This window comes from Bacillus sp. BD48 (assembly GCF_046566805.1).
Classification (GTDB): domain Bacteria; phylum Bacillota; class Bacilli; order Bacillales; family Bacillaceae; genus Bacillus; species Bacillus safensis.
The window spans coordinates 653356-671108 of record NZ_JANGFM010000001.1 but is presented as its reverse complement, the minus strand read 5'-3'; the positions used below and the strand labels follow the sequence as shown (position 1 = coordinate 671108).

The 17753-nt window shown below is 38.9% G+C and carries 19 protein-coding genes; 13 read left to right on the top strand and 6 right to left on the bottom strand.

What is annotated here, in order from left to right; genetic code table 11:
• The first annotated feature begins 3 nt into the window (after positions 1-3).
• The 4 genes from ACLGGR_RS03445 to ACLGGR_RS03430 all read left to right on the top strand — a co-directional run bounded on the left by ACLGGR_RS03445 (position 4) and on the right by ACLGGR_RS03430 (position 3550).
• Entirely contained in the window at positions 4-1122 is a 1119-nt protein-coding gene (locus ACLGGR_RS03445; RefSeq protein ID WP_410972500.1) for a response regulator aspartate phosphatase, read from the top strand.
• The gene (locus ACLGGR_RS03440; RefSeq protein WP_251215630.1) at positions 1112-1288 is read left to right on the top strand and encodes a RapH phosphatase inhibitor; all 177 of its coding nucleotides are present in this window, start codon (positions 1112-1114) and stop codon (positions 1286-1288) included. Before ACLGGR_RS03445 ends, ACLGGR_RS03440 begins: the two co-directional genes overlap by 11 nt.
• Before the next feature lie 109 nt (positions 1289-1397).
• Positions 1398-2228: an SMI1/KNR4 family protein gene (locus ACLGGR_RS03435; protein WP_410972499.1), complete on the top strand. Its 831-nt coding sequence runs from the start codon at positions 1398-1400 to the stop codon at positions 2226-2228.
• A gap of 425 nt (positions 2229-2653) precedes the next feature.
• Complete coding sequence (locus ACLGGR_RS03430) at positions 2654-3550, top strand: macrolide 2'-phosphotransferase (RefSeq protein WP_410972498.1); 897 nt, start codon at positions 2654-2656, stop codon at positions 3548-3550.
• A gap of 242 nt (positions 3551-3792) precedes the next feature.
• Here the strand turns inward: ACLGGR_RS03430 and ACLGGR_RS03425 are convergent, their stop codons facing one another.
• Together ACLGGR_RS03425 and cuyB are read right to left on the bottom strand one after the other, a co-directional pair.
• Positions 3793-4668, bottom strand: a complete 876-nt coding sequence (locus ACLGGR_RS03425) for a LysR family transcriptional regulator (protein ID WP_251215628.1) — start codon at positions 4666-4668, stop codon at positions 3793-3795.
• Positions 4669-4691: 23 nt separating this feature from the next.
• Positions 4692-5390, bottom strand: a complete 699-nt coding sequence (gene cuyB / locus ACLGGR_RS03420; RefSeq protein ID WP_251215627.1) for a cysteate racemase — start codon at positions 5388-5390, stop codon at positions 4692-4694.
• Positions 5391-5569: 179 nt separating this feature from the next.
• Between cuyB and ACLGGR_RS03415 the strand changes: the two genes are divergently transcribed.
• Positions 5570-6094: a DinB family protein gene (locus ACLGGR_RS03415; RefSeq protein ID WP_323647225.1), complete on the top strand. Its 525-nt coding sequence runs from the start codon at positions 5570-5572 to the stop codon at positions 6092-6094.
• Positions 6095-6098: 4 nt separating this feature from the next.
• Here ACLGGR_RS03415 and ACLGGR_RS03410 read toward each other — a convergent pair whose 3' ends face one another.
• Both ACLGGR_RS03410 and ACLGGR_RS03405 read right to left on the bottom strand, forming a co-directional pair.
• On the bottom strand, positions 6099-6662 hold the full coding sequence (locus tag ACLGGR_RS03410; protein WP_410972497.1) for a GNAT family N-acetyltransferase: 564 nt from the start codon (positions 6660-6662) through the stop codon (positions 6099-6101).
• A 16-nt stretch (positions 6663-6678) separates the two neighbouring features.
• Complete coding sequence (locus ACLGGR_RS03405; protein ID WP_048238561.1) at positions 6679-7569, bottom strand: LysR family transcriptional regulator; 891 nt, start codon at positions 7567-7569, stop codon at positions 6679-6681.
• Positions 7570-7696: 127 nt separating this feature from the next.
• Between ACLGGR_RS03405 and ACLGGR_RS03400 the strand changes: the two genes are divergently transcribed.
• The gene (locus ACLGGR_RS03400) at positions 7697-8854 is read left to right on the top strand and encodes an MFS transporter (protein WP_185854343.1); all 1158 of its coding nucleotides are present in this window, start codon (positions 7697-7699) and stop codon (positions 8852-8854) included.
• A 90-nt stretch (positions 8855-8944) separates the two neighbouring features.
• Here the strand turns inward: ACLGGR_RS03400 and lpdA are convergent, their stop codons facing one another.
• Positions 8945-10339, bottom strand: a complete 1395-nt coding sequence (gene lpdA, locus ACLGGR_RS03395; RefSeq protein WP_410972496.1) for a dihydrolipoyl dehydrogenase — start codon at positions 10337-10339, stop codon at positions 8945-8947.
• Positions 10340-10525: 186 nt separating this feature from the next.
• Here lpdA and ACLGGR_RS03390 point away from each other — a divergent pair, with 186 nt between their 5' ends.
• The 4 genes from ACLGGR_RS03390 to ACLGGR_RS03375 all read left to right on the top strand — a co-directional run bounded on the left by ACLGGR_RS03390 (position 10526) and on the right by ACLGGR_RS03375 (position 13630).
• Positions 10526-11095: a TetR/AcrR family transcriptional regulator gene (locus ACLGGR_RS03390; RefSeq protein WP_410972495.1), complete on the top strand. Its 570-nt coding sequence runs from the start codon at positions 10526-10528 to the stop codon at positions 11093-11095.
• 31 nt (positions 11096-11126) lie between these two features.
• Positions 11127-11546, top strand: coding sequence for a GNAT family N-acetyltransferase (locus ACLGGR_RS03385; protein WP_410972494.1), 420 nt, complete (start codon positions 11127-11129; stop codon positions 11544-11546).
• Positions 11547-11675: 129 nt separating this feature from the next.
• Complete coding sequence (locus ACLGGR_RS03380) at positions 11676-12809, top strand: Rap family tetratricopeptide repeat protein (RefSeq protein WP_099663169.1); 1134 nt, start codon at positions 11676-11678, stop codon at positions 12807-12809.
• 371 nt (positions 12810-13180) lie between these two features.
• Entirely contained in the window at positions 13181-13630 is a 450-nt protein-coding gene (locus ACLGGR_RS03375; protein WP_410972493.1) for a GyrI-like domain-containing protein, read from the top strand.
• A gap of 79 nt (positions 13631-13709) precedes the next feature.
• On the opposite strand, the gene ACLGGR_RS03370 is transcribed toward ACLGGR_RS03375, so the two are convergent.
• Complete coding sequence (locus ACLGGR_RS03370; protein WP_410972492.1) at positions 13710-14033, bottom strand: YunG family protein; 324 nt, start codon at positions 14031-14033, stop codon at positions 13710-13712.
• A gap of 143 nt (positions 14034-14176) precedes the next feature.
• On the opposite strand from ACLGGR_RS03370, the gene ACLGGR_RS03365 reads away from it, so the two are divergent.
• From ACLGGR_RS03365 to ACLGGR_RS03355, 3 genes are all read left to right on the top strand, one after another.
• A complete protein-coding gene (locus ACLGGR_RS03365; protein ID WP_410972491.1) occupies positions 14177-14788 on the top strand; it encodes a GlsB/YeaQ/YmgE family stress response membrane protein in 612 nt (203 codons plus the stop codon).
• A 182-nt stretch (positions 14789-14970) separates the two neighbouring features.
• On the top strand, positions 14971-16152 hold the full coding sequence (gene alr, locus ACLGGR_RS03360) for an alanine racemase (RefSeq protein WP_410972490.1): 1182 nt from the start codon (positions 14971-14973) through the stop codon (positions 16150-16152).
• Positions 16153-16270: 118 nt separating this feature from the next.
• Positions 16271-17752 carry a Kelch repeat-containing protein gene (locus ACLGGR_RS03355; RefSeq protein ID WP_410972489.1) on the top strand — a complete coding sequence of 494 codons (1482 nt, stop codon included), beginning with the start codon at positions 16271-16273 and terminating at the stop codon, positions 17750-17752.
• Position 17753 lies beyond the last annotated feature (1 nt).

Sequence of the window (17753 nt, the reverse complement as noted above, 5' to 3'; positions counted from 1 at the left end):
GGGATGGAGAAAGTTCTTTCTTCACATGTTGGTGTGAAAATAAATGAATGGTATAAAATGATTCGGCAATTCAGTGTACCTGATGCAGAGATTTTGAAAGCTGAGGTAGAACGAGAAATTGAGCGAATGGAAGAGGATCAAGACCTGCTCATTTACTATCAATTGATGTGTTTTCGACATCAGCTTATGCTCGATTATATTAAACCTTCAGAAAAACGATCGCCTTCTGTTTCTGATTTGGTTGATAAAATCGAAAATTCAAATCATCAACTTTCTGGTATGCTGCAATACTATAATGCTTTTTTTAGAGGAATGTATGACTTTAGTAAAAAAGAATACATAAAGGCTATCCAATATTATAAGATCGCTGAAAGGCAGCTCGCATTGGTGGTCGATGATATTGAGCAAGCGGAGTTTCACTTCAAGGTGGCTGAAGCCTACTATATTATGAAACAAACTCATGTTTCTATGCATCATATTATAAAAGCCTTAGACATCTATAAGCAGCATGAACAATATAAAGTTCGCCAAATACAAAGCTTGATTGTTATTGCAGGAAATTATGATGATTTCAAGCGATATGACAAGTCATTAGAGCATCTAAATACAGCTTTTTCTATAGCAGAAGAGCTCGCCGATAATATGTTAATTGCTAAAATTCTATTGAACATAGCGAATACATATGATCGACAACAAAAGTACACTGAAGCAATCATACGCTACAGAGAAGTTTTAGACATTATTACGCCACTAAGTATCAATATAAAACCAATCACCCTATTTAGTTTAAGTTGGTCGTTGTATAAGTCTAGTCAACATGATGAAGCCGCTCCACTCGTAGAAGATGGTCTTAAGTGCTCCTTAGAGATAAATGATTCGTTGTGTTTGATGTTATTTAAAGCTTTAAAAGCGATTTATATAGATGCTAATGAGAAAGCAATTCTAGAAGTGCTAGATTATTTTGAGGAAAAGCAACTATATGTCTATGTCGAGGCATTTGCTCAAAGTATAGGATTATCTTCTGAAAAAAAAGGGGACTTTGAAAAAGCTGCCGAATATTACAGAAAGGCTCTTAAAGCTCAAAATGATATTCAAAAAGGAGAGTGTCTGTATGATTATTAAAAAATTACTAGTCATTGTATCCATTGTATTGTTAAGTGTTTCAACAGCAGAAACTTTGAAAATCATTGAAACAAAATCAATTCGGAATACAACTATGGAGGAACAACAAAAATCAAATCGAAACACGACTATGATTGATCGAAATACAACCTCTGAAAACGTATAGACAAGATTAAAACAGACTTTAATAGTCTGTTTTTTTATGAAATAGAATGAGCAAATGAACAGTTGGTCAATGTTATACTTATCTCAATAGATATAGGGAGGCATCCACTTTGAAACCATTTTGGGAGAAAGAAGAAGAGAGTCCTTTCACGTTAGAAAAGATAGATGAGGAAAAAATTCGTGAGGCAGAGGGAACACTTGGTGTCACTTTACCTGATACATATAAAAAGCTCATTTTAGAATGGAACGGTGGCTTTACAGTTCGCAATGCTTTTCCAACCGAAAAGCCGAATTCATGGGCAGATGATCATGTTCAATTTGACCATTTAAGAGGAATCGCCAAAGGTGATGGAATTATGACTAGTCCTCAGTTAAGTGATGAATTGGAGCTGCCTCAGGGACTTGTATTCATCAGCGGAGAAGAAGATACATGGGTCGTAATGGATTATCGAGAAACGAAAGAACATCCTCCTATTCACTATATTGATTTAGAGATGGGAGTCGATTTTAAGCTGGCAGATACTTTCGATGCTTTTATTGAGCAGTTATATACAGCTGAAGACGCCATGGTCGAGGTAGTAGAGATTGATGAGGAATCCTCGGATTTGTATGTCAGTAAAGAAGAGCTTGAACAAATTTTTGAGAGACAAGACCTTCGTCAGCAGAATCTCTTTAAAATGGCACATTATCCGATGGAAGAAATTGAAGAGATTGAATGGTTTTTCGATCGTATGAAACAATGCATCCAACAGATAAAAGATCAACATGTTTTGTATAAAGCAGCGACAACGATTCACTCCATCCTTCTGTTAAACCCGGATATGCAAAGAAATGACCTTATCAATCAAGAGCTGAAAGAAATAGCGGAGTTTCTAGAAAATAGTGGTGAGCCTAATACCGCTTTTTTGGGAGAAGACATTCATCCAGGGAATAAACGATAGTGAAAGACGAAAAGCCCCTGAAAAGGGCTTCTTTTTGTAATCTTATTGAAAGTCATATTTAAATAAAGTATAGTAACTTTATTGACAAAGAGGAGGATGGTTAAAAATGATGCATGCAGGAAGATTACGCCAGCAAACTTTGAACAATCAGTAATTTCATATGTTCAAAGGCTCTGTTTTCATCAAACGGAGTAAACGGGGTAGTCTGCACATTTTTAATGATCTTCAGCGGGAAAGTATGCAATTTCACTAGAAGACAGGCAGATAATTGTTCTGTCTTTTTTTGTATGTTTTTATAATACAAAGAAAGGCATAAGTCTAGCTTTGTTTACTCTGACCACATAAAGTAGCCTGTTTGTGGTTTTTTGTGATGATATTCTTGATGCCTATTGATCATGATTAAATGAGCAATTGGAGGAATGAATATGAATAGACTAGAATTAAAGCAGTTAGCCAATCATCACGGATTAGAAATTTCAGAGAATACCATCAAAATAAATGAATCAGGTGTGGATTTCCGTGTCGCACATGTCGAAGATTTACATGGTGACCAATGGATATTAAGAGTGCCTCGCAGACCTGAATCAATGAAACATACCTTACAAGAAAAAAAGACATTAGATCATATTAGAAAACAGGTTCAATTTCAGGTCCCTCAGTGGTCTATCTTTACAGAAAGTCTGATTGCTTATAAACAATTAGAGGGGGTACCGGCGGCTAGTATTGATGTGGAGAAGCAATCGTATGTGTGGAGTTTTGACCAAACGAATGTACCGCAAGCTTATTATGAATCATTAGGAAGAGTTTTAGCGAATGTACATTCCTTAGATCAACAGCCTTTTAAAACGATCGGTGTGGAGAAGCTCAGTGCTCATGAATTAAGAGCATCAATGAAACAGCGAATGGAACGTGTCAAATCGCAATACACCATTAACAGCGGTTTATGGGAGCGCTGGCAAGAATGGCTAGCTAAAGATTCTTTATGGCCGCCTTTCGTGGGAGTGAAGCATGGAGATTTGCATCCTGGCCACATTCTGATTGATGAAAATCAATGTGTGACGGGTGTGATTGATTGGTCTGAAGTGGGGGTTGGTGATGTATCTGCAGATTTTTTGTCGCATCAACTTCTCTTTGGGAAAGAGGGATTAACGAAACTTATCCATGCGTATGAAAAAGCAGGCGGGAGAACTTGGCCAGGAATGGATGAACATATAATAGAACTTCTGACGACAAGTGCGATCACTGTGGCCGAGTACGCACAGAGATCAGGATTGAAAGCTATGCATGAAACTGCAGTATACATGTTGGCAAACGAAAGTTAATCAATCAGAACGAATCCAAAAAAAGCCCTGAAAAGGGCTTTTTCAGCGTGTAGACAAACCCTCGCATTCGTTGTCAGTCCTGCGCGCTGGTGCTCACGAATGTCAAATTCGCTCCGCGCCAGTGCTCGTTCTTCCTAGACTGCAAAGGTTTTCTACCACGCTGAAAAGAAGACAAAGGGCTAAAATAAAAATCATTTTAGCCCTTTGTCAACAATCTGAAAAAGCCCTGAAAAGGGCTTTTTTTAATCTAATTCATGAAAAAACTGTTTGAGTTGGTCAATGAAAACGGATTTGGATTTTCCTTTTTTATAAATGAACTCGATATTGATGTTGAAATTGATGGATGGCTCGATTGAAATTTGTTTTAATGTTCCTTGTTCTACTTCATTTCTAACACAATGATGAGGTAGAAACGATAGTCCCATTCCTTGCAGCACTAAATTTTTTGCAGTTTCCATATGATCAACCTCAATGGAAATGTTCGGTGTGATGTTGTTTTTTTGAAATAATCGGTGGAGCATGAACCAATCAAATGACCCATAGTCAAAGAAAATAAAAGGCTGTTCTTCTAGTTCTTTCATATTGATGTTGCCTAGGCTGGCAAGCGGGTGATGAGTTGGAACGAACAGCCCGATTGGATCGCTGAAAATAGGGATTGATTCAATTTGAGGATGTGTTTCAGTCCTGACAATGCCAAAGTCTACTTGGTTATTAATCACTTTTTGGACTACATCCTTTGAATGTCCTGTTACAATTTTCACTTTCAGGTTTTCGTATTTTTCTTTTAGGGCGGGCAATATGTGAGGCAATAGATTATTGGAAATTGAGGATGCGCATCCAATCGTCAATTCATAAGGGATCATCGTTTGTTTGAGATTATGCTTTGCTTCTTGATAAGAATGGAGAATCTTTTTGGCATGCGGGTAAAACTGTTCACCTTTTTCCGTCAGAGATAGTTTATTTCTCTGTCTATTAAATAATTTCAGGTCTAATTCTTTTTCTAATGATTGAATACGTGCCGAAACAGAAGGCTGGGTTAAATACAGCGCTTCCGCAGCTTTATTGACACTGCCTAGCTGGCATACATAAATAAACGCTTCTATATTCTCAATATTCATTTTATCCCCTTATGCTGCGTTCTTTAAATGTTTAGTTTTTCAAGCTCATACACTAATTTTACAGCTTCTTTCGCCAAAATGACAGTAGGGTCAATCACTTTCACATCTTTAGTTGACCTTAGGACTAAGGGGATTTCTGTACAGCCGGCAATGATGGCTTCTGCTCCTTGATTGATTAAAATTTCTGCAGCTAACGCCAATTCACTTTCGCCTTTACTTAATTTTCCTGCTTTCACCGCATATATCCCATTCATCACGTTTTTCTGAAGATTTTCACTAGGAGTCATGACGTCAATCTTGTGATGAGCACAAGCCTTTTGATAGAGCTGGGTTTTTAATGTTCCATCAGTACATAGTAAGCCTACAGATGTATAGTGATGTTTGTTTAGGTAATTTGCGGTTTCTAATGGCATGTTCATAATAGGGATATGAGTGGAATGTCGTACGTTTTCTAAAAAGAAGTGTGCGGTATTGCATGCAATGAGAATAAAGTCAGCTCCGGCGCGTTCTAATCTCCTGGCTGATTCAATCATATAATCTGTAGGATCGTCACCTTTCCCAAAAATTGCAGTGGTTCTATCAGGAATTTTCGGGAAATTATCAGCAATCACATGTAAATGATCCTGATCTTTAATAGCGGGAGTATGTGAAATGATTTTTTTCATCAGATCAACCGTGGCTAAAGGACCCATCCCGCCCATAATACCAATCGTTATAGACATAGATATCACCACATTTCATTTTTTTCTATTATAAAAAAAGAAAGCATGGTAATCGTTATAGAAAAGTTCTATTTGTATATAGAAAGTTGATCAAAAGCGCCTTTATCTGTCTTGAAGTATGAGTTGCAATCTATTCAAAAAACATTAGAATAAAGAAAAATTGAAAAAGGAGCAACCATATGAATTTTAATTTAAATGAAGCTTTAGATATGTTGAGTCGAACTCCTCACACGTTAGAAAGTCTTTTGTCCGGTTTATCGAAGGATTGGCTTCACAGCTGTGAAGGGGAGGGAACGTGGAATCCGATTGAAGTCATTGAACATTTGATTGAAGCAGAAAAATTCAACTGGATTCCTCGATTAAATGTGATTCTTGCTGATGGAGAGAATACACCATTTCCTGCGTTTGACCGCTACTCTCATTTGAACCAATCTGAAAGACAGATAGAACAAGCACTATCTGAGTTTCATCATGTGCGGATGGAGAATGTGGCATACATTCAGCGCATGACACAATCAGGCCTTGATTTAGAGAAAAAGGGCGTCCATCCGGAGTTTGGAGTCGTGCAAGTGAGCGAATTACTCTCTGCGTGGGTTGTCCATGACTTCACCCATATGTCCCAAATTGTTCGGGTCATGGCGGAACGATATCGAGCCGATGTGGGTCCATGGAGCGCTTATTTAGGAATTTTAAATAGGAAATAAATGTTTAATGGCGCTTAGCGGCCCACTCAGATTGAAGAATGGCATACTGATATTCATCGACCCAATGTCCCTTAGACATATAATTTTGCAGCAAATGTCCTTCGCGTCTCATTTCTAAACGTTCCAGCACTCGAATGGATTTTTCGTTGCGCACATCTGTAAAGGCAATGATTTTATGTTTGTTCAATGTCATAAAAATATATTCGAAGATTGAACTGAGAGCTTCGTGAATATAGCCCATTCCTTGGTATTCAGGCGCGAGGGTAAAACCTATTTCAACGATTCTAGGTTCACTATCTAGTGTATGGATGGCGCAATCTCCTATCAGCTGATTGGACTCAGATAAGGCAATAGCGTATTGAAACCACGTCCCCGGTTGATTAGGTTTTTGCGTCATTTGATGTTGAACAAATGATTCAGCATCTTCGTACGTGTAGTTTTCCCAAGATTGAAATTTTGCAATAGAGGGATTTGCTCGGTACTGATAAAATGCTTCAATATCCTGTTTATCAAATTTGCGAATCACAACCCGGTTTGTTCTTGTAAATATGCTGTTTGCATTCTTCATGTGTTTACCTCACTTTTTAGTTTGTTCTTGATTTGAAAAAGTCTATCAGCCATTCAGATAGCTGCTGTTGTGCTTTGCTGACAAATCGATCTGCATAATAAATTAATTCCAAGTGACGGACAGGAGCTGGCTCAGCAATAGGAATCGAAACAATATTGGGCCACGTCGAATGTTGTTTTAGTAATCCTCTTGGCTGAATGGTTGCACCGATTCCCGCTTCAACCAGCTGCAATAGCGAAGATGCGGACCCGACCTCCATGGCAGTGTCCAGTTCAACACCCTGTTCTTTACATACGTCATCTACTAAATCCCTTCCTAGATATCCCTTCGGATACATGACCAACGCATGCTGAGTCAGCTCTTCTAAAGTCACTTCACTCTTTTGGGCCAAATCACTTTCTGAATGAACAAATAATTCGTAGGGTTCACTACCAAGTGGAATTTGAACGAGACGCTTATCCGCAGGCCCTCGCAGTCCGATGCCGAGGTCTACTTTATGAGAAAGGACTTCTTCACGAACGAAGATATTTGAATAGGCCTTCAGATTGGTTTCGGGATAAAGGGTTTTAAAGTCTACAAAAAGTGGAACCAGCTGAAAATCAAGATCGGAGGGGAGTACTGCGAGACGAACGGTTCCTCGTTTTTCTGATAATAGTTCTTTCATCGCATTTTTTGCATCTCTTTCAGCTTGCAGCATTTTCATGCCATATTGATAAAGCAGCGAACCAGCTTCGGTAGCAACGACCTTTTTGCCGATTCGATCAAAGAGCGGCATCCCAACTTCTGCTTCAAGCAGTCGAATTTGCTGGCTAAGTGTAGGTTGTGATATGCCTAGCTGCTCAGCAGCCTTTGTAAAATGCAAATGATTGAATACAGCCATAAAATAGGTAATATGCCGAGTATCCATATGTCTTCCTTTCGTAAATGATAGTCTTTTTCTATCATCATAATATGATTTATTGTATTGATCAATGAATGCAGCAGATTTATACTCAAAGTAACCTTAACAAGATGAGAGAGAAAGAAGGGTATTGATGAAAAAAATATATTATTTAGCCGCTTTATTTTTAGCGGCATTAAACTTACGTCCGATCATTACGTCAGTGGCTTCCATGATGAGCATGATTCAATCAGAGCTTGGTGTAAACGCTCTGACAGCAAGTCTTTTGACCACTTTGCCTGTCCTTTGTATGGGAATATTTGCTCCCGTTGCAACGATACTTAGCCGGCGGTTTGGTTTAGAGAGAACGCTGTTTTTCTCGATTCTTCTTATCACGATTGCCACCGCACTGCGTGGTACAAGCCAATCGGTTGCTATCCTGCTCATGACTGCGTTTGCAGGAGGTGTAGGGATTAGTTTCGCGGGTCCTTTATTGTCTAGTTTTATTAAAAAATATTTCCCGAGAAATCCCGGTATTGTTAGTGTGTATTCAATTTCTATGACAATAGGTGCAGCGCTCGCTTCCGGTTTCACGATTCCGATTTATCTGCGCAGTCAGCATCATCTTCCATTTGCGTTGTCCTGCTGGGCTATTCTAGGAGTGATTGCACTTATTCTATGGGTCGGTTTAGTTCGCAAAAATGAGCAGAGTGATCATGTCACTTTGCCGTTAAAATTGCCGCTGAGAAACAAAAAGGCCATTCAATTCACCTTGTTCTTTGGCTTTATGTCCAGTATGTTTTATTCTTTGACGGCATGGATTTCACCGATTGCTCTTAGTTTCGGAAACAGTCCGCAATATGCTGCCATGCTCTTGACCATATTTACACTCATTCAGATTCCGGTGGCACTACTCGTTCCAGCGGTCGTTACTCGATTAGGAAAACCGAAATTATTTCTCATCTTATGCAGTCTGTCTGAACTCATTGGACTTATCTTTCTACTTCTGCCCATGCCGATCTTGCCAGCCGTCATTTTCCTCGGTATGGGTGCCGGAGGGTTGTTTCCTTTAGCGCTTATGCTCCCGATTATGGAGACGAGTACTCCGGAGGAAGCCGGAACCTGGTCCGCGATGTCGCAGATGGGCGGGTACATCGTGGGGGGATTCGGTCCATTTTTCATTGGCTTGGTTTTCGATCTAAGCGGACATTTTTATGCTTCCATTGTGGCAATGCTTGTCATCGTCATGCTGATGATTGGGGTTCAGTTATCCATGAATCTCGGTAAAAAACGCGAAGTAGGATCCAATTAACGATAAATGGACCGGCGCTTTTATATGATGGCTCAATTGAAATCGCCATAGCCTATTCCTAAAATAGGCTATGGCGATTATTTTGCTCAATTATCGTGCAAGATATTTTTCAACTTTACGGGTAGCCATTTCTGCAGCATCCATGATCATTTCACCTAATGTTGGGTGAGGATGAATCGTCATTGCTAAATCTTCTGCTGTAGCGCCAATTTCAATAGAGAGAGCTAGTTCTGATATAAGAGTAGATGCTTCAGCACCTACGATTTGCGCCCCTAGAATAAGCCCAGACTCAGCATGGGCTACAATCTTCACAAAACCTTCTGGTTCTTTTAATGCAAGCGCTCGGCCATTAATGGAGAACATTGTTTTCCCAATGACAGTCGGAATGGATTGTTGCTTGCAATCCGTTTCGCTTAGTCCAACACTCGCCAATTCTGGGCTGGAAAAAACAACGAGAGGGATCGCTTTATAATCTATAATAGAAGGTTTACCAGCGATTGCTTCTGCTGCAACCTTCGCTTCATAGGAAGCTTTATGAGCCAGAGCAGGACCCTCGGTGATATCACCAATCGCATATATGTGCGGAATGGATGTTCTGCATTGTTCATCAATTTCAATACGTCCGTGAGGGGGAAGAGACAACCCGATAGTATCAAGACCTAATGTTCCATCTGTATTCGGTTTTCTTCCGACAGTAATCAGTGCATATTCCGCTTTCACCGTGTAACTTTCTTTCTGTTTCTCATAATGAAGATCAATTCCGCTCATATGCTGCTCGGCATCTGTGACGTTTGCTCCTGTAATCAGCGTGATTTTATCTTCTTTCAATTGACGAACGACAGGCGAGACAAGTTCACTTTCAAAGCCTGGCAATACTTGATTGCCACCTTCCAAGATGGTGACTTTTGTTCCAAATCTTGCAAACATCTGCCCTAGTTCAACACCAATATACCCACCCCCAACTACGACAAGGCTTTTAGGGATCTCGGGAAGGGAGAGTGCTTCCGTGGAAGACAATATACGACCTCCGAAAGGGAGTGATTTAATTTCAATTGGACGGGAGCCGGTTGCTAGTATAAGGTGTTTGAAGTTGACTCGCTTCTCACCTTTTTCGGAATGCTGAATGACCGCTGTATGCGGATCGATCAAGCTTGCCTCGCCTTCCAGTATGGTCACTCCCGATGACTTTAACAAAAATTGGACGCCACCCGCTTGTTTTTCCACAACAGCTTTTTTGAACGCTTGAGCTTCCTTGAAAGTGCCGCCTTCTTGAAAACCACCCCATTGTGTGCGGAGTTTGAACCTCTCTGCTTCTGCTATTAGCGCCTTTGAAGGGATACAGCCTACATGGGTGCATACTCCACCTAACTGATCACGTTCTACAATCGCTGTCTTCATGCCGAGATGAGCTGAACGTAATGCCGCCACGTAGCCTCCCGGACCTGATCCAATTACTAATGTATCTACTGTTTCTAAATGAATCATTTCTTGCACCTCCAACTTTAAAATATGATGATCATAATATATTATAGTCATCATATTTTAATGGAGTCAATCCCATCTAGTAAGGAAAGATGGATTTCAGTCAATTGACACAAGATAATATGATGAATATAATATTTTGATAAACATACTTAGAATCAGTGAAAGAGAAGGAGGTTAGGTAGAGGGATGCCTTATCCGAAAGGTCATAAGTCAAAAGTGAGAGAGCAGATCATTGTAAGTGCTGCACGAGCATTTCGAACAAATGGCGTTCGTAATATCAGTTTGCCATTCATTATGAAAGGGGCAGGTCTAACTCATGGAGGGTTTTATGCTCACTTTAAGAACAAGGATCAGTTGGTGATAGAGGCTTTTCATTTTGCTATTACTGATACGATAAAGCTGCTGCAAAGTGTTGCAGACAAGAAAGCAGACCAGCCTCGAATTCAGACGATCATTGAATTCTATTTAAGTTCCGTTCATCGTGATCAGACAGAGGTCGGCTGTATACTGCCTGCGCTGGCAGGAGAAATTTCTCAATTATCGCAAGAGGTACGGAAAGCTTATACCGATGAACTGAAACGATTTATGGAGTTTATAGCTGATGCTGGAAACATAGATCTCTCTACGAGTTACGCACTAGTAAGTAGCATGATTGGTACAATTGCTCTTGCACGTGCTGTCAATGATTCGCAGTTCAGTGATCAATTGTTACTGGCAGGCATAATACAGGCAAAACGTGTTCTTGAGGTGAATTAACATTCAAATAAAAAACATAGGGGATGCTGCGATGTTGATTAGAGAAGCAAGCATAGAAGATTATCCAGAATTAAGGCAAACCTATTTAGAATCCCGACGCCAGAGCTTTCACTGGCTCAAGCCAGAAGAACTCAATCTGCAAGATTTTGATCAAGATACGCAGGAAGAGCAAATTTTTTTAGCTGAGGAGAACAATAAAATCCTTGGATTCATTTCTCTATATGTACCAGATCGTTTTATTCACCTCTTGTTTGTCCATCCAGAAGCTGCTGGTCAAGGGGCTGGCGATCTGCTGCTCAAGCAAGCTATAAAAGTTTTGGGAACACCGGTCACCCTCAAATGTGTCTCCGAAAATCACAAAGCTTTGTCTTTTTATCAAAAAAGAGGCTGGAAGGCTGTTGTAGAAGAAGGAGAACCTGGGGCGAAATACTGGGTGCTTATTTATGAATAGAAGTCATTTTATCTTATCATTTTCACGGCCCTTTATTGGGCCTTTTTGCGGTTTCTTTTCGGTGTCGAATGGTTCATAAAATGATAATATATGTCATTATAGGGAAAATAGAGGAAGGGGTAAGAGCTGATGGAGAAAGTGCTTTCTTCTCACGTCGGTTTGAAAATCAATGAATGGTATTATCATATTCAAAGATTTAACGTACCGGACGCCGAAGCATATAAAGAGGAAATCAAATCAATGCTTGATCATATGGAAGAAAATCAAGATTTATTATTGTATTTCTCACTCATGGAGTTCAGACATAAATTAATGCTTGATTACTTGAATCCTTTAGAAAATGGGAAAGAGCGGGCCAACTTCAAGGAACTCGCAATGAAGATCAAAAGGGACCAAGAGAAATTAACAGGATTACTCGAGTATTACTTCAATTTTTTCTACGGCATGTACGAATTTGAAAATTATGAATACCTAAATGCAATTACCTTCTATAAACGGGCAGAAAAAAAGCTGTCTCTTGTCAGTGACGATATTGAACGGGCCGAGTTCAATTACAAGATGGCTGAAATCTATTACCACATGAAACAAACCCACATGTCCATGCACCATATCGCACAGGCGATAGAATGCTATCGAGAAAAAGATACATACACAGTAAGAGAAATACAATGTTCTTTTGTCATCGGATTAAACTATATAGATATGGGCTGCCCCGAAAAAGCAATACCCCATTTTCAACACGCATTAGAAAAAGCCGCCGACAACTCAACAAAACGATTAAAAGGATCAGCACTCTATAATTTAGGGTTGAGTTATTTTCATCATAATGACCTTTCAATGGCAATTAAATATTTTAATGAATCTATTCATTCATTTAAAGAACAAGGTTATGAGCATTTAAACAAAATTCTTGATCCGCTGGTCATGTTGACAAAATCATACTTTAAAAATGATCAGAGTGATTTAGGTTTATATGCATTAAACTATGGATTTGAATTAGCTGAAAAATTAAAGGATGATATTTTTATAAATACATTCATTATGTTGAAATCACTATATATAGATAACAATGTTAATCGTATAACAGAGTCAATGGCTTATTTGGAATCAAAGTCTTTTTTTGCAAATCTTGAAGATTTAGCGAAAGATGCAGCGAAGCATTATAATAAAGCAGGAGATATCGAACGCTCAAACGAATTTTATGAGAAGATTCTATATTTCCAACACCAAATTAAAAGGGGAGACTGTCTTTATGAAATTTAAGTCAGTAGCAACCGTATTTATAATTGTCAGTGTGTTAGGTGCTTTTAGCTATGTTTCGTCAAACGATATCCATAATGAAGCCCAAAGAGGACATACATCTAGTATCGGTTATTTTGCTTAAACTAAAAAAGCCTTGTCAATGGCTTTTTTAGTTTTCAATGTGCTAAGCCTTCAAAAAAATGAATAGTAATAAAAGTGAGCGGCCGTTGTCCGTTCTTTTTTGTTTTAAAGATTCAAATCTTGAAAAAATATGTATTTTCCATCATACATCACATTATTTTTAATATCCTACTGCATTATATTTTAAAGGATGTTACCGTTGTTTGTAAGGAATGATTGGCCAGTCTTCCAATACGAGTTGGAGGGAAATCATGAATTACAACATTGAAATGTTAACGAATATGAAAATGGTGTATATGAGAAATATCGGATCATATGGCAGCAAAGAGAATTTTGAGATGATGAAGAGATTTAAAAAATGGATCAAGCAACATCATTTAAATGATGAATTAAAGGAATATGGTATATATGGTGTTCTTCAAGATGATCCTGAGAAAATTCCACCAGAAAGATGCAGATACGACCTCATGCTTATGACAAATAGAGATTTCTCAAAAGATCAAATGGTTCAGACTGGTCATTTTGAAGGGGGAACGTATGCTGTGTTTACAGAGACACATACAACCGAAAAAGTGAATTTGTTCTGGAGACAATTGCCCCAAATGATCCAAAACAATCAATTGAACATGCGTCAGGCACCTATTATAGAGCGATATAGAGAAGAAGAAGGCGTGTGTGAGTTCTTACTACCTATCTTTTAAACACTTTATTGACCTTCAATGAAAACAGACCTCTTATGGTCTGTTTTCATGAATAGTATATGTTTAAATATTCTACGACTCATTCCATTAAATATCGATACTGATCCTCATTCGTATCTTGAAATGCTTCTTCTCGATTTGAAGGTACATCCATATAAACGATTTCTTCAGAGAATTGTGAAGAAGTAAAATCGATTCTTGTTCCATTCACTACGTTGTAAAAGTGCCATCCGTTGGGTAATGAGGTCTTGTTTATTTTTCCACCTAAAAGATCATGGACGACTAAAGAAGTAACGCCGCATTGTCCGTTTGCAGGGTTGTCTTTACTCCATTTTGAACTAGATTGAGAAGACCATGCTTTTTCAAGAGCATCAATGATTTCGTCTGTCGTGTAAAGGTTCATCATAAAAATCCTTTCTATTTAAAAAGTGAAATGAATGTAGTATCTGTTTAGTCTATAGTAGATTTTTTTCGATCAAAATCTAGATGCTATACTATGATTAAACCAATATTTACAATGAAGGGTCATGACAGGAGGAGCATGGTGTGATATTCATCATAGGCATTGTAATCGCTTTTATTGTTGCTATTTTAGGCTTTACTGTTTTCGTAAATGTAGGTAATGGGTTGGGAACGGTATTTAGCATCATAGGCGCAATGGTCATTTTATGGATTGCGGGAAGGCTGCAAAGACAAAAAGAAAAGAATGATCCAAACATACTATTAGATCAAATGATGATGCTTTTTCACGAAGACGGGTTTCAGGCTTCAACATACATCTTTTCACAAAATGTTGATAAAGGCTTTGCGATTGATGATGAGCGAAAGGAAATGCGCTTTATTACACATCAACCTGGCGGCTCATCTCGAAACTTCAGGTTTGAAGTGACTGAGCTTTCCTTGAAAGAGTTGAAACAAGTTGACATGTTAGAGGATGGTATACCGATTGAATATTCTACTGAGAGTGATAATAATGAAGAGATCTCGACACTTGAATTAAGATTAACTATGAATGATCAGGATTCATCAACGATCACGATCACCTTTTTAAAATTTGATGTGCCAGTTCGTAAGAGCGACGCCGAATATTTGACTGAACGAGAAAATCTGGAGGAAATTTATCATGAAATTGATTCAATGATGAAATCTGTGGATTAACGAAATGACTGTTCATAAAGAAGAAATCACAATTTGAGGTGGTTTCTTTTTTTATGTCAATCAAGACAAAGCTGGTTCAGTCATTGCGGTTGAATGTTTTTCACAAAAATGAATAAAGATAGACTAGACACGAAAACGAACATTGATATCGAAATGACTCATGTGATGAGGAGGAAACATACATGCAAAAGCTTTGCAGGGAAGTCTGGATCGAGGTTAATCTTGATGCGATTAAAAGAAATATTGAAGCCATTCAAGCGCATATTCCAAGGAAAAGTAAGATCATGGCTGTGGTGAAGGCGAATGCTTATGGACACGGTTCAGTGGAGGTAGCTCGTCAGGCACTGGAAAGCGGTGCGACGGAACTCGCAGTTGCTAGTTTGGAAGAAGGCATTGTATTGCGAAGAGCAAAAATTGAAGCACCGATTCTGGTCCTTGGATTTACCCCGCTCGACTGTGTGAAAAGGGCTGCAGCTTGGAAAATTGACCTCTCCGGCCTACGAGAAGACTGGATTGTTCAAGCAAATGAGATTTTAGCGGAAGAAGAAAGTCAGCATCGCCTGGGGATTCATGTCAATGTCGATACGGGGATGGGACGATTAGGTGTACGAACAAAGGAAGAGTTGTTAGCAGTGGTAGAGGCGCTTGAAGAGAGCGAAAACCTGAGATGGGATGGAATATTTACGCATTTCTCCACTGCGGATGAGCCTGACCCTGATTTCACACTACTGCAGCACAGCATTTTTATTGATTTTCTTCGTTTCTTAAAAAAACAAGGCATTACACTGCCCACGGTACATATGAACAATACAGCGGCTGCTATCGCATTTCCTGAATTTAGCGCAGATATGATTCGGCTCGGCATCGGGCTATATGGACTGTACCCCTCGCAATACATTGAGAGTTTAGACGCTGTTAAGCTAGAGCCCGCTCTCAGTTTAAAAGCAAGGATTGCGTTCGTGAAGGAAATGGTGACAAAGCCAAGGACCGTCAGCTATGGGGCAACTTATGTAGCGAAACCTGATGAAGTCATTGCGACCATACCGATCGGTTACGCAGATGGGTACTCACGTGCTTTATCCAATCGAGGATTTATGCTTTTCCGCGGAAAACGAATGCCGATTGCTGGCCGAGTCACAATGGATATGACCATGATCAGTTTAGGAGAAATGAAAGCAAAGCAAGGCGATGAAGTCGTTATTTACGGCCGTCAAAAAGGCGGAGAAATTTCTGTCGATGAAATCGCCGAAATGCTCAATACGATCAACTACGAAGTCATCGCCACCTTAAGCCGCCGCGTCCCAAGGTTTTACCGTCGAGGCGGGAAGATTATTAAAATATCGACACCGGTGATGTATGTGTGAGGATAAATTATAGGTGCAATTTGGAGATATTCATTCTGGTGTACAATGATAAAATTTAAATTATGTTACAAATATGTCGATAAAAGGAGGGATATTTAAGATATGGAGGAAAGAAACGATGAAAAAAGGTTTATTTTTAGTGCTTTTGACCATTTTGATGATGGTCACCATTAGTCCATTGAAAGCTCATGCAGCTGAAACAAATGGGTGGATGAAGCGAGCGGACTTACCGGAAGAGCGTATCGGAGCAAGTGTAGGAGTAGTTGAAGGGAAAATATATGTATTCGGTGGAGCTAGTCAACAGTCTAAGTTCAATGATTCAACATATATGTATGATCCTAAAACTGATTCTTGGACAGAAAAATCAAATATGCCTAGAGAAAGAACTGGCGCTGCTTACGCGACAGTAGGTAAAAAAATCTATGTCATTGGCGGCCTTACTGATACAACTAAAACAGTTCACAAAACCATCGATGTTTATGATACAGAACTAGATCAATGGACAGAAGAACCAATTAAGATACCTGAGAAATTTATATATACATCCTATTCAACTGGTTCCTTAAGAGCAGTTACAGTTGGAGAAAAAATTTATATAGTAGCATCTTTATCAAGCTCTCAAGTAAATTTTTATTCCTATGATACGGTAAGTGGAGAGTGGGAAAGCTTAGATAATTCTCAATTAGCTTCTCGTCAGGGAAGAAGCATTTCAGAGATAAATGGAAAGTTATATATTGCTGGTGGTGAGGCTAATGTTAGCCGAGCGAAAGATAAAGACATTTTAGAATATGATATGACGTTAGGTAAGTGGCAACGCTTAAAGGATATTCAATTAAATTCTTTTGCATATGAAGCTGCATATGCGACCGCCAATCATAAATTATTTATGATTGGCGGTCAGCAAATTGGAGATAGATCGAGTAAATTATTAAAACAAGTTCAGATATTTGATCCACAAACTAGTCAAGTTCAAGATTCTTTATATGAAATTCCTGAAGGTAGAGTTGGATCTGTAGCAGTTATTGCTGATGATCAATTATATGTTATTGGTGGAAGAGATTATGCTGAATCAATTGGTAGTCATTCTGTCAAAAACAATTTTAAATCTGTTATCTCTATTCCATTAAAAGATCTGCAAAAAGTGTCAAAGGATCAGGATGAAACAAAACCAGATGATGGCACAAGCGAAGAGCCGAAAGATAAAGACGGGACAAAGCCAGGTGACGGCACAACCGAAGAACCAAAAGATCAAGACGGGACAAAGCCAGGTGATGGTTCAACAGAAGAACCAAAGGATCAGGACGGAACAAAGCCAGGTGATGGCACAACCGAAGAACCAAAAGATCAAGACGGGACAAAGCCAGGTGAAGAATCAACAAAAGGTATACTTTCAATTACGATGATAAACGGGCTGCAAAAGGATTATTTGCTTTCAATGAAAGAAATCAACGATTTTCTTAACTGGTATAAAGAAAGAAGCTTTGGAATTGGGATGAACTTCTATGAAATCAATGATGAACACAATAAAGGTCCTTTCACAAGTAAGAAGGATTACGTGGTGTACCAAAATATCTTAATGTTTGATATCAAGCAATACTGAA